The 11232-nt window shown below is 65.2% G+C and carries 14 protein-coding genes and 1 tRNA gene; 12 read left to right on the top strand and 3 right to left on the bottom strand.

Annotation, left to right across the window (positions count from 1 at the left end):
• The coding region (locus ACNA7R_RS16680; RefSeq protein ID WP_416284664.1) for an amidase at window positions 1-1036 on the top strand (1036 nt) is incomplete at its 5' end.
• Window positions 1037-1060: 24 nt separating this feature from the next.
• Here ACNA7R_RS16680 and ACNA7R_RS16675 read toward each other — a convergent pair.
• From ACNA7R_RS16675 to ACNA7R_RS16665, 3 genes are all read right to left on the bottom strand, one after another.
• A complete protein-coding gene (locus tag ACNA7R_RS16675) occupies window positions 1061-1981 on the bottom strand; it encodes an LLM class oxidoreductase (protein ID WP_416284663.1) in 921 nt (306 codons plus the stop codon).
• Window positions 1982-2055: 74 nt separating this feature from the next.
• Window positions 2056-2616 (bottom strand): metal-dependent hydrolase, encoded by a 561-nt coding sequence (locus ACNA7R_RS16670; RefSeq protein ID WP_416284662.1) that lies wholly within the window; start codon window positions 2614-2616, stop codon window positions 2056-2058.
• Between the two features lie 144 nt (window positions 2617-2760).
• Window positions 2761-4716: an aconitate hydratase gene (locus ACNA7R_RS16665; protein WP_416284661.1), complete on the bottom strand. Its 1956-nt coding sequence runs from the start codon at window positions 4714-4716 to the stop codon at window positions 2761-2763.
• A 233-nt stretch (window positions 4717-4949) separates the two neighbouring features.
• Between ACNA7R_RS16665 and ACNA7R_RS16660 the strand changes: the two genes are divergently transcribed.
• The 11 genes from ACNA7R_RS16660 to ACNA7R_RS16610 all read left to right on the top strand — a co-directional run bounded on the left by ACNA7R_RS16660 (window position 4950) and on the right by ACNA7R_RS16610 (window position 11140).
• Window positions 4950-5432, top strand: coding sequence for a deoxyuridine 5'-triphosphate nucleotidohydrolase (locus ACNA7R_RS16660; RefSeq protein WP_416284660.1), 483 nt, complete (start codon window positions 4950-4952; stop codon window positions 5430-5432).
• 52 nt (window positions 5433-5484) lie between these two features.
• Window positions 5485-5952 (top strand): VOC family protein, encoded by a 468-nt coding sequence (locus tag ACNA7R_RS16655; RefSeq protein ID WP_416284659.1) that lies wholly within the window; start codon window positions 5485-5487, stop codon window positions 5950-5952.
• 105 nt (window positions 5953-6057) lie between these two features.
• Window positions 6058-6330 (top strand): hypothetical protein, encoded by a 273-nt coding sequence (locus tag ACNA7R_RS16650; protein ID WP_416284658.1) that lies wholly within the window; start codon window positions 6058-6060, stop codon window positions 6328-6330.
• A gap of 1 nt (window position 6331) precedes the next feature.
• A complete protein-coding gene (locus ACNA7R_RS16645; RefSeq protein ID WP_416284657.1) occupies window positions 6332-6886 on the top strand; it encodes a metal-dependent hydrolase in 555 nt (184 codons plus the stop codon).
• Between the two features lie 48 nt (window positions 6887-6934).
• Window positions 6935-7399 (top strand): copper resistance protein CopD, encoded by a 465-nt coding sequence (locus tag ACNA7R_RS16640; protein ID WP_416284656.1) that lies wholly within the window; start codon window positions 6935-6937, stop codon window positions 7397-7399.
• Window positions 7400-7481: 82 nt separating this feature from the next.
• Window positions 7482-7913, top strand: a complete 432-nt coding sequence (locus ACNA7R_RS16635) for a hypothetical protein (protein WP_416284665.1) — start codon at window positions 7482-7484, stop codon at window positions 7911-7913.
• 114 nt (window positions 7914-8027) lie between these two features.
• Window positions 8028-8927, top strand: a complete 900-nt coding sequence (gnd, locus tag ACNA7R_RS16630; RefSeq protein WP_416284655.1) for a phosphogluconate dehydrogenase (NAD(+)-dependent, decarboxylating) — start codon at window positions 8028-8030, stop codon at window positions 8925-8927.
• A gap of 115 nt (window positions 8928-9042) precedes the next feature.
• Entirely contained in the window at window positions 9043-9357 is a 315-nt protein-coding gene (locus ACNA7R_RS16625) for a HalOD1 output domain-containing protein (RefSeq protein ID WP_416284654.1), read from the top strand.
• Between the two features lie 50 nt (window positions 9358-9407).
• Window positions 9408-9480: transfer RNA gene (locus ACNA7R_RS16620), tRNA-Arg, on the top strand.
• A gap of 1241 nt (window positions 9481-10721) precedes the next feature.
• Window positions 10722-10853 carry a hypothetical protein gene (locus ACNA7R_RS16615; RefSeq protein ID WP_416284653.1) on the top strand — a complete coding sequence of 44 codons (132 nt, stop codon included), beginning with the start codon at window positions 10722-10724 and terminating at the stop codon, window positions 10851-10853.
• Entirely contained in the window at window positions 10850-11140 is a 291-nt protein-coding gene (locus ACNA7R_RS16610) for a hypothetical protein (RefSeq protein WP_416284652.1), read from the top strand. Before ACNA7R_RS16615 ends, ACNA7R_RS16610 begins: the two co-directional genes overlap by 4 nt.
• The last annotated feature ends 92 nt before the right edge of the window (window positions 11141-11232 follow it).

The following is an 11232-nucleotide window of genomic DNA, read 5'->3' as shown; positions in this document are numbered from 1 at the left end:
GACCGACAACCGCGTCGCCGGCCCGACGAGTACGCCCTTCGACCTCGAGCGCACCGCCGGGGGCTCCTCGGGCGGGGCCGGGGCGGCGCTGGCCGACCGCCTCGTCCCGCTCGCGCCCGGGTCGGATACCGGGGGTTCGATCCGTATTCCGGCCAGCGCCTGTGGCGTCTACGGGCACAAACCTACGTACGGGCTGGTGCCGAACGTCGATCGCCCCAACGCCTTCGCGAGTCACACGCCGTTCTACCACGTCGGGCCGATGACCCGCACCGTCGAGGACGCCGCGCTCGCGCTCGCGGCGATGGCGGGCACCCACCGCGACGACCCCCACTCCGTGCCCGCGACCGACGACTACCTCGCCGCGGTCGACCGCCCGATCGACGACCTGCGGATCGCCTACAGCCCCGACCTGGGAATCTACCCGCTCGAGCCCGCGGTCCGGGAGACGGTCGACGACGCCGTCCGTGCCCTCGAGCGAGCCGGCGCGACCGTCGAGGAGGTCGACCCGAAGTTCGGCCACGACCGCGAGGAGATCCTCGAGGCGTTCTACACGATGGCGACCGTTCGGTGGCAGGCGGCCCTCGACGCCCTCGAGGAGCAGGGGTTCGATCCGCGCGGCGAGGACCGCGACCGACTGCACGACGCCTTCGTCGAGACCGTCCTGGACGCGACGCCGCCGACCGTCCGAAAGCTCACGCGGGCCGACGTCGTCCGCTCGCGGGTCTTCGACGGCCTGCAGGACCGCTTCGAGGAGTTCGATCTGATCGCGTCGGCGACGCTGGCCACGACGCCGTTTCCCCACGGCGAGCCCCCAACGACGATCGACGGCGCCGACGTCAGTCCGCGACGGGGCTGGGTGCTCACCCAGCCGTACAACCTCACCGGCCACCCTGCGGCCTCGGTTCCCGCCGGGTTCGTCGACGGACTACCGGTCGGCCTCCAGCTCGCCGGGGCACGGTTCGGCGACGCCGACGTCCTCGCGGCCGGCGCCGCCCTCGAGCGACGGCGGCCGTGGCGCGATCGGTATCCGGCGTGAGCGTCCGGAGCCGTCGACGACGGCTTACAGCTCGTCGATGATCTCGTCGGCGAACCGCTCGAACGCCCGCTCGCGATCCTCGCTTTGCAGCCCGACGATCGCGTGATCGAGGCCGTACTCCTCGAGCCGGCGGAAGTAGTCGCGGTACCACTCGACGCCGGCCCGGTAGCCCAGGTGGAGGGGTTCGGGCTCTGCGGCCGGATCGTCGGCGAGTTCGACCCGGATCGCGATCGCGAACGGTTTCGCCTCGGTCGCTTCGCGCCACTGTGCGATGTAGCTCTCCAGGGTCGACTCCGGTAAGTGGTAGAACAGCCAGCCGTCGCCGTGCTCGTCGATCCAGTCGTCGGACTGTCGGGAGTTCCCGGTCGGTAGCAGGGGGATCGTCCCCGCGGTCGGCTTCGGGACGACGTCGAGGTCGCCCTCGAGGCGGCCCCACCGGCCCTCGAGGGACGGGTAGTCCTCCCGCCAGACCGTCCGTAGGGCCTCGAGCCCCTCGCGGAACAGTTCGCCCCGATTTTCGCGGTCGACCCCGAAGGCGGGGTACTCCGGGTCTCGGTCGCCGGAGGCGACCCCCATCACGAGCCGGCCGTCCGAGAGGCGATCGACCGTCGCGGCCGACTTCGCGACGTGTAACGGGTGACGGAGCGGGAGGACGACGCTCGAGGTGCCGAGCGCGATCTCGTCGGTGTGGGCGGCGACGTGGGAGAGCCACGGCCAGGTGTCGAACGTCTGGCCGGCGTCGCCGAACTTCGGCCAGTAGGTCGGAACGTCCCGCGCCCAGAGGCCGTCGAACCCCAGCTCCTCGGCGAGGGTCGCGAGTTCGATCTCGCGTTCGTGATCGGGCGTCGAGCGGTTCGTCCCGGTCAGGGGAAACCCCGCGCCGAAGGTCAGTCCCTCGCGGTCGAACAGCCGTCGGTAGCCCGCGTTCGCGTGGTCGGAGGGCATTCGCTCGAGCTATCGGCCGCGCGTACAAGACGGTGTTCGTTCCCGTCGGCACGCCCGATCGGCTCGAGACGCCCTCACGTCGGGCGTCGACCGCGAACGTACTCGAGCCCCGGACAGCCGTCGAGGTACCACAGCGCGATCGCCGCTCCGAACAGCAGCCACTCGAAGAGGAAGAAGACTGCGGGGTTCGTGAACGGGCCGACGACCAGTTCGACGACCGCGGGTGGCTCGAACAGTCGCTCGCCGTACCGAAACGTCGGCTGCTCGAGCAGCGGCCAGACCAGAAACTCCGTCTCGAACGGATACCCGAGCAACGCCCGCGGCGGGATATCGGCCAGGAGGTGCGAGAGGTGTGCGACGACGAACGCGGTGGCCGTCTCGAGGCGCTCGAGGACGATCCCGACGGCGTAGACCGCGACGATCAACGCTGCGGCGAAGAACAGCGAGTGCGCGAGCGAGCGCCCCGTGGGGAGGATGCCGAACCACCAGGCGAGCGGCTTGTCGATCAGGTCGGCGAACTGCGAGCCGACCAGGACCGCGAGCGCCGGCTCGGCTTGCGGCGCTCGCCGGAACCGGCCGTGTGCGTACAGCGAGTACAGGAGGTACGCAACTGCGAGGTGTCCCCAGGGCCACATGAGCGGCCGTAGCCGTCCGCGGCGTGTAGTTACGGGATTCGTACCTCGAGGACGCGACCGGAGACTGGCGAGTAGGTGGTGCCTGAACCGGGACGCGGGACTCTCGGTCGGTGCAAAAAAGAACGGTAGATTACTGCGTCGCGATCAGTCGTCGGCGGGCGCGGCGCCGCCGTCCTCGGCCTGGTCGCGGGTCCAGGAGAGCTTGCCGCCGGCCGCGAGGATCGAGCGCTCGCGCTCGGAGGCGCTGAGCGTCGCCGTGAACTCCTCGCCGTTGACGCGGACGGTGAACTCCTCCTGACCGCTCGTGACGGCCTCGTAGACGTCGTCGACGATCTCGATCTCGTCGCCCTGGTCGATCGAGTCGTAGGTGTCCTCGTCGATCGTCAGCGGGACGATGCCGAAGTTGAAGAGGTTCGCGCGGTGGATCCGGGCGAAGCTCTGGGCGAGGACGCCCTCGATGCCGAGGTACATCGGACAGAGGGCGGCGTGCTCGCGCGAGGAGCCCTGGCCGTAGTTCTCGCCGGCGACGAGGAAGCCGCCGTCGGCCTCGAGCGCGCGGTCGGCGAAGGTGTCGTCGACGCGCGAGAGGGTGAACTCGGAGAGCTTGGGGACGTTCGACCGGTACATCAGGATGTCCTGGGTCGCGGGGATGATGTGGTCGGTCGTGATGTTGTCCTCCATCTTGAGCAGGGCCTCACCGGAGATCTCGGAGCCGAGCTCGTCGCGGATCGGGACGTCGCCGATGTTCGGGCCCTTGATGAGCTCGTCGTCGACGGCCTCGTCGGGGGTGATGAGGTCCGTCTTGGAGCCGTCGTACTCGTCGGGGAGTTCGACGCCGGGAGCCTCGACGTCGTCGAGGTTCCGCGGATCGGTGATCTCGCCCTCGAGCGCCGCGGCGGCGGCGACCTCCGGCGAGCACAGATAGACGTTGTCGTCCTCGATGCCCGAGCGACCCTCGAAGTTGCGGTTGAAGGTCCGCAGCGAGACGGAGTTCGAAGCTGGTACGTGACCGATCCCGATACACGCACCGCAGGTCGCCTCGGAGAAGTTGACGCCGGCGGCCATCATCTCCGCGACCCAGCCCTCGCGGGCGAGCATCTCGGAGGCCTGCTTGGAGCCGGGCGCGACGATCGTCTCGGTCTCCATCGAGGTCTCTTGTCCCTCGAGCATCTTCGCGACGGGGAGGATGTCCTCGTAGCCACCGTTCGTACAGGAGCCGACGATGACCTGCTCGACGGACTCGCCCTCGACCTCGCTGACGGGGACGACGTTGTCCGGCATCGAGGGCGTGGAGATCAGCGGCTCGAGATCGGAGAGATCGACGACGATCTCGTCGTCGTACTCGGCGTCGTCGTCGGGCTGGAGCTCGACGTACTCGTCGCCGCGGCCGACGCGCTCGAGGTAGTCCTCGGTCTGCTCGTCGGTCGGGAAGATCGACGTCGTCGCGCCGAGTTCCGTTCCCATGTTGGTGATCGTCATCCGCTCCGGTGCCGTCAGGGTCTCGACGCCGGGGCCGGTGTACTCGAGGATCTTGCCGACGCCGCCCTTGACGCTCAGGCGTCGCAGCATCTCGAGGATGACGTCCTTCGCGGTGGCCCACTCGGGGAGCTCGCCCTCGAGGCGGACGTTGACGACTTCGGGCATCTCGATGTAGTAGGGGGCGCCGCCCATGGCGACGGTGACGTCGATCCCGCCGGCGCCGATGGCGAGTTCGCCGAGGCCGCCGGGGGTCGGCGTGTGGGAGTCCGAGCCGAGCAGTGTCTTGCCGGGCGCGGCGAAGTTCTCGCGGTGGACGTTGTGGCAGATACCGTTACCGGGGCGAGAGAAGTGGGCCCCGTAGGTGCCGGCTGCAGAACGCAGGAAGCGGTGGTCGTCGGTGTTCTTGAAGTCGAACTGGTAGGTCTGGTGGTCGCAGTACTGCGCGGCAATTTCGGTCTGGACCTCGTCCAGTCCCATCGCCTCGAACTGGAGCCAGACCATCGTTCCGGTCGTGTCCTGGGTAAGTACCTGGTCGATCTCGATCCCGATCTCCTCGCCGGTCTCGAGCTCGCCCTCGACGAGGTGGTCGTCGAGAATCTTTTCGGTGAGAGTCTGTCCCATAGCATCCGAAATTCGGCTTCCCGGCTTGATAAATCCAGCGTGTTTCTATCGGGAACGACCGTGTCATTTCCGGGCATTCGACGGGGTTTCGCGTAAGTATTGCCACGCCGGTGACCGTTCGTACACTCACACGCAGCCGGCCGACGCTGCTCCCCTCAAGCGTGTCCCGTAACGCCCTGCCACGGCCGATCCGAACGGATACCCTTTTTTCAGCTCCGGCGCGTATCGACGCTATGTTCCGCTCCGGCGCCTTCGTCGCGGAGTACGTCTCCCCGACGGCCGACGACCAGATCCAGCCCAACGGCGTCGACCTCACCCTCGACGTCGTCTTCGAACAGCTCGAGCCCGGCCGGATCGGCCGGGACGGTAAGCAGATCGGCGACCGCGTCGCCCGCCCGCTCGAGGAGTTAGAGCAGAAGGCGCCGGACACCTACTACCTGCCCGAGGGCGCCTACGTCGCCCGCTACGGCGAGCGCATCGAGATCCCTGAGGGCCACGTCGGCTTCGTCTACCCGCGCTCGTCGCTGATGCGTAACTCCTGTATGCTCAACACGGCCGTCTGGGACGCCGGCTACGAGGGCCGGGGCGAGGGGCTGTTGCAGGTCCACCACGACGTCGAGATCGCCCGCGGCGCCCGCATCGCCCAGCTCGTGTTCGCCGAGGCCAACCACGAGGGTGCCTACGACGGCAGCTACCAGGGCGAGAACCTCGAGTAGCTGCCCGGTTGCCGGCAGGGGATTGACGAGGATCCGCGACGACCGTTCGCACATGACTGACGCGGAGCCGGAACGGCCCTCGCTCGTCGGCATCAACCACGTCGCGCTGGAGGTCGGCGACATCGACGACGCACTCGAGTTCTACGAGGCTCTGTTCGCGTTCGAACTGCGGAGCCGATCCGACTCGAAGGCGTTTCTCGACATGGGCGATCAGTTCATCGCACTCGCCGAGAGCGACGACACGAGTCGGGACGACCAGCGACACTTCGGACTCGTCGTCGACGACACCGACACCGCCGAACGGCGGCTCGAGAACTGTGGCGTCGAGCGCCTCGACGTGCCGGGACTCGAGTTTCACGACCCGTGGGGCAACCGCGTCCAGCTCGTCGAGTACGCGGAAATCCAGTTCACGAAGGCCGACCACGTCCTCGAGGGGATGGGTCTCGACGGGCTCGAGAAGACCGACGGGGCGATCGCGGAACTCGAGGAGAAGGGGCTCGCGCCGGACGGGTCGGATTGAAAACAAGTTTCGTGGCCGACAGAACGAAGGCGGCGGGTGGCGAAGCCGAACGCGATGTCCGGAACGGAACCGTGTGAACAGTGTGGGTCGCAGCGTCCTCGAGCGGTGACTCGCTGTCCCGATTGCGGGCACGAACCGACGAGGCAATGGCGGTACGTCGGCTGGCTCGCCCTCGGAGTGGCCGTTCCCGTCCTCGCCCTCGCGACGGCCCTGCTGGGATATCTCGCCCTGCTCTCGATCCAGCAGGGGACGACCGGGGAGGCCGGGCCCGCGATCGCTCTCTGGATCGGGATCTGGTTCGGTACCGCGCTCGTCGTCGCGGTCGTCTACAGACGGAAAACGCGGGCTCGAACCGCAACGGAGCCGGCGACGCGCTGAGATGATGGCGACCACCCACGTCTTCGCCGGACTCGCCCTCGCCGCCCCGGTCGCCGCTGCCGTTCCGACGCTCTCGAGCCCACTTGCCGCCGGTGCGATCGTCGGCGGGCTCGCACCCGATCTCGATCTCGTCCTCGAGCACCGCCGGAGTCTGCACTTCCCGATCGCCGGTCTGCCCGTCGCCGCACTCGCGGTCGTCGTCGCGCTCGCGGTCCCCTCGAGTCCCGTCGTCGCGGTCGCCGCCGCCGTCGTCGCCGCCTGGCTCCACGCCGCGAGCGACGCCCTCGGCGACGGCCCGGAGATGGACCCCTGGACTGACGTCGGCGACCGGGCCGTCTACGACCACGTTCGCGGTCGGTGGCTCCGGGCGCGGCGGTGGATCCGCTACGACGGGGCGCCGGAGGACGGCGCCCTCGCACTCGCGCTCGCGGTGCCGGTGCTGCTCGTCTTCGACGACTGGGTCGTTCCGGTTGTCGCGGGCGGGCTTGCCGTCTCGCTCGGCTACGTCCTGGTTCGGCGACGGCTGGTCGCCTGGCTTCCCGGCTGGCTCGAGTGACCGGGAGAAGTCGGAACGCTGATACCGTCGCTCGCGAAGCCTTTCGGTATGGTCGACACGTTTCTCGCCCAGACGACTCATCTCGTCTTCGCCGCGCTCTGGGCCGGCAGCGTCTTTTACGTCGCGTTCGTCGTCCTCCCGCTGGCTCGAGACGGCGCGTTCAACACGACGAAACCCCTCGAAACGATCTCGAGCAGGCTGACGACGATCTCGCGCGTGAGCGCGCTCGTCCTGCTGCTCAGCGGCGGCCATCTCGCGGGGACCCGCTACACCGCCGAGGGGCTGTTCAACACGATCAACGGGCAGCTGGTGCTGGCGATGGTCGCGCTCTGGCTCGTCCTCGCGGGGCTCGTCGAGGTGGGCGCGAAACGGTTCGAGTCCGGACTCAACGGGAAGAAGCTCCGCGAACCAGCGGCGAACGCGCTGCCGCTGTACCGGGCGGGAGCGGTCGTCGCCGTCCTCCTGCTGGTCGTCGCCGGAGCGATCACGACCAACGTCGCCGCGCTCGTGTAGCGAACCTGTAGTTCTTTGCTGAATGTATTTGAAAAGAAGATTGTTACGAAAGATACTTAGTTAGCTACTGAGAGGTATGTCTATGATGCTCAGGGGCAAAGGGATGGCCCTGTCGCTGCTCGCGGTGGGGACCGCCGCAGCCGCCGGGTACGTCCTCCAGACCGACCGTTCGCCGACCGAAACGGGCCGCTCGAAGGCGAACCTCGGCGCCAAGGTCGTCGGCGAGGTTCCCGAGGGCGCGACCGTTATCGACGCGTCGACGCGCCGACTCGCGGAGATTCCCGGCGCACGGCGGGCGCTCGAGCGCGCGGTCCGCAACGACGCCCGCGAGGAGTGGGAACACGTCACTCTCGAGCGCGAGGGTGCCTGGTCGGTCGTCGACTCGATCCGTGACTCGCTGCCGTACTACGAGGCCGACCGGGGCGAGTACAACGGCGTCTACGTCGAACACGACGGCCGGATCGTCGTGCTCGACGCGATCGGCTGGGCCCGCCTCGAGGAACCGATCCACTGACGCTCGCGACCCGGGTTTCCCGCGGCTGCAACCGCGCCGTTCGTTTCATTTTCGACTATCACGTGCCCGCGACGAATCACAACCACTACCTCACAGCCCCGCCCATCCCGACGCATGCAACTGGGCGTTATCGGACTCGGACGCATGGGACAGATCGTCGTCGAGCGGGTGCTCGAGGCGGGCCACGACGTCGTCGCCTTCGACCTCGATCCCGAAACGGTCGCCACCGCGGCAGACGCGGGCGCGGAGCCGGCCGACTCCGTCTCGGATCTGGCGGATCGGCTCGGCGAGGAAAAACGGATCTGGCTGATGGTCCCTGCGGGCGAGGCCGTCGACGCGACCCTCGAGGACCTTGACCCGCACCTCGACGGCGACGACGTCGTCGTCGACGGCGGTAACTCCTACTTCGAGGACTCCGTGCGCCGGGCCGAGGCCTGCTCGGCGGCCTACCTCGACTGTGGCACCTCCGGGGGTCCCGCGGGCGCCGAACTCGGTTTCTCGCTGATGGTCGGCGGCCCGCAGTGGGCCTACGACGAATTCACGCCGGTCTTCGACGCGGTCGCGACCGGGCCCGACGGCCACGAACGAATGGGGCCTGCAGGGTCGGGCCACTACGTGAAGATGATCCACAACGGCGTCGAGTACGCGCTGATGCAGGCTTACGGCGAGGGATTCGAGTTGCTTCACGAGGGGCGGTACGACCTCGACCTCGAGAACGTCGCGTCGGTCTGGAACAACGGCGCCGTGATCCGCTCCTGGCTGCTCGAACTCTGCGAGGAGGCGTTCCGCGAGGAGGGGACCGACCTGGGGACCGTCGCCGATCGCATCGAGGGCGGCTCGACGGGCACCTGGACCGTCCAGGAGGGCCTCGAGCAGGAGGTGCCGCTGCCGCTGATCTACACCGCCCTCTCCGAGCGGTTCGGCTCGCGAGCCGACGAGGGTCGGTTCTCGAGGCGGCTGGCGAACCGGCTCCGCTACGGGTTCGGCCGTCACGAGGTTCCTCGCCGGGAGTAAGGCGGTTTCGGGGAGCTGCGCGACCGGTTCGACGATAGAACACTCATTTTCATCGTTATCTCGGCAGTGAAATATTGGGTCATATTCTTTACTCCCGGTATGCTCACCGCTAGTAGTGACCTCTCACCGACCGACGACGAGCGTGGCCGCGACCGAGGATCGACGAACGAGCACGGCGGTTGTCGAACTGGTCGCTCGCGTCGACGAGGTCGACCCGATCGCGCTCGAGCCCCTCTACGACGCGATCGACCCCGATACGCTGGATTCGATCTGCGATCCGACCTCCGGGTTCCGATCGCTGTCGTTCCGGTACGCCGGCTGGCTGGTTACCGTCGACTCCCGTGAGGATGGGCTCGAGATCACGCTGTCGGAGCCCGCGTCGCCGGACGGCGCGGTCGCCGACACCCCCGACGCCGAGTCGTCGCTGTAAGGAAAAAAGAGCAACCGTTATACGATCGGTATCGCTATTTGTAGACACGAGGGCGCGTAGCTCAGTGGACAGAGTTCTTGGTTCCGGACCAAGATGTCGCGGGTTCAAATCCCGTCGCGCCCGTCGTTCTGCTTCTCGGTACGGATTGACCAGACAGCGGTAGGGATATTATCAACCCCTTCTGGAATTGGAGGCTTGATTTGAACATACTGTATCACGCGCCTTCACTCCCTCTTGTGGTTTCTTTGGATTTCTTCAACGTCCTATCCCATCTACCAGCCATCATCAACCATCTTTTCGTCAAGCCCTGCCAAGGAGTTGAACCTTGGTGCTCCAACAGGGTCAGTTAGCTTGGAGATAGCATTCAAAACACGGTAGGTCACTTCCTTTGGGTCCGGGACACCATTCCTCTCCGTTAGGGCAGAGGTCGGTGTAATCGGACAGTTCCGTAGCGATACACTCTTGAGAGTGGCTTGCTGATTTGCTCATGGGTTTGTCACCTCAAACCCAGGTCGGACGCCCTTAACGTCCGGCCACTTCTGATGTGACCCTTGGACCTGAGTTCTTACTGTATTCATGGACCTACATCGACTTATAGATTATTTCTGCATTCGTTCAAATTGTGTCTGGATCTAACCCATCAGCAACAATCTGAGTCTTTGAAAGTGATGAGACTCCTCCTGCTACAATTGAATCTGAGCTCCTGGGAGGCTTCATGAGGGATTGCAGGCAATTCCAAGAGGTTTAGGTCGTATTGAGATGAAAATGTCCGTAGACGACACTCGAGGAGCTCTGGAACACAAGGAAGAGTCTATCATGACCTGTCTTCACTGAGTTCCTTAGCTGAGAGTTCCCTACAAGCAGGCCAGAGGAGGTTTAGGTGGTAATAGGATCTCCCCCATCTGAAAACTATCTTCCGTGCACCCACCACGGTCCAACCTGAGGACCACAGTTCACTCGTGATGGAAGTTTCTCTTTCTCGAGTGTATCTCACCAAACCAACTACGAAATCGCTCCAGCGTTCCCTCAGGGCCTCGAGCACTCGACCGACTTGGTATCCTTCCTAATAACCCAGTCTCTCTGGACACGGTGTTGTGGAGGCCAGATTTCTCCAGAAATAACTCACAGTAATTCGGGCTTCAAGAAAGCTATGAGCCAAAAGTTTTCATAATCCAACTGAGACCAGTAATCGCCCAAACTCTGAAGTGGCTGATTTCTGGGGTTTCAATGGGTTACTGGGGAATAACATTGACTGAGGGACCACCCTCGAGCCGGCTATCAGGAGCTACTCTGATCTCCCAGTAAATCTTCTTCTTTTCAGCTACGAAAGGTTTAAAAGTATCCGTCCCTTTAGATTAAAGTACATGTCTGACCTGACGACTATCTCTCTGCGGAAAACGACTCGGGACGCACTCCGGGTCCGGAAGGCCGAACTGAGGGCTAACAGCTACGACGAACTGCTTCGGGACGAACTCGGTCTGGAGGATGAGGAATGACCTCCTACATTCCGGCTCCAACGGCAACCCACTTCGAGGCTCTCTGGATGGTGGCCTACATCTCGAGCAACTACGATGTTACCGAAGAGGATGCAAAGCGGATCATCAACGACCTAACCTCCGACTCAAACGCCAAGCTGGCCGATATAGCTCACCAGCAGGCCGTGAGCTTCTTAGAGGAAAAACTCGACGTGGATCCCTCAGAGCTCCAGAAAAGCGCTTGTGAGGCTAAACAAGACGCTCTCGCCGCTCGAGAGGAACGACTCGAAACCAAGAGCTGGGATTAAAGTCTAACACCTCAAGATTCTCTTCTCCGTCTTTGTCGAAGGAACCCGCGATAATTTTCTTCCTGTTTTAGCTCTGTAGCAGCCTGTTAGAG

It is taken from the genome of Natronococcus sp. (genome assembly GCF_047921035.1).
In the GTDB taxonomy this organism is placed as follows: Archaea; Halobacteriota; Halobacteria; order Halobacteriales; family Natrialbaceae; genus Natronococcus.
The sequence above is the reverse complement of the archived record's forward strand: the minus strand, read 5'-3'. Positions and strand labels throughout refer to the sequence as shown.

What these genes read in the sequence shown, in the direction of transcription:
- ACNA7R_RS16655 (WP_416284659.1), top strand. Translation starts at nt 5,485, where the DNA reads ATGACTGACGCGGAGCCGGAACGGCCCTCGCTCGTCGGCATCAACCAC.
- ACNA7R_RS16665 (WP_416284661.1), bottom strand. Translation starts at nt 4,716, where the DNA reads ATGGGACAGACTCTCACCGAAAAGATTCTCGACGACCACCTCGTCGAG.
- ACNA7R_RS16615 (WP_416284653.1), top strand. Translation starts at nt 10,722, where the DNA reads ATGTCTGACCTGACGACTATCTCTCTGCGGAAAACGACTCGGGACGCA.
- ACNA7R_RS16660 (WP_416284660.1), top strand. Translation starts at nt 4,950, where the DNA reads ATGTTCCGCTCCGGCGCCTTCGTCGCGGAGTACGTCTCCCCGACGGCC.
- ACNA7R_RS16645 (WP_416284657.1), top strand. Translation starts at nt 6,332, where the DNA reads ATGATGGCGACCACCCACGTCTTCGCCGGACTCGCCCTCGCCGCCCCG.
- ACNA7R_RS16640 (WP_416284656.1), top strand. Translation starts at nt 6,935, where the DNA reads ATGGTCGACACGTTTCTCGCCCAGACGACTCATCTCGTCTTCGCCGCG.
- ACNA7R_RS16635 (WP_416284665.1), top strand. Translation starts at nt 7,482, where the DNA reads ATGATGCTCAGGGGCAAAGGGATGGCCCTGTCGCTGCTCGCGGTGGGG.
- ACNA7R_RS16670 (WP_416284662.1), bottom strand. Translation starts at nt 2,616, where the DNA reads ATGTGGCCCTGGGGACACCTCGCAGTTGCGTACCTCCTGTACTCGCTG.
- ACNA7R_RS16610 (WP_416284652.1), top strand. Translation starts at nt 10,850, where the DNA reads ATGACCTCCTACATTCCGGCTCCAACGGCAACCCACTTCGAGGCTCTC.
- gnd (WP_416284655.1), top strand. Translation starts at nt 8,028, where the DNA reads ATGCAACTGGGCGTTATCGGACTCGGACGCATGGGACAGATCGTCGTC.
- ACNA7R_RS16675 (WP_416284663.1), bottom strand. Translation starts at nt 1,981, where the DNA reads ATGCCCTCCGACCACGCGAACGCGGGCTACCGACGGCTGTTCGACCGC.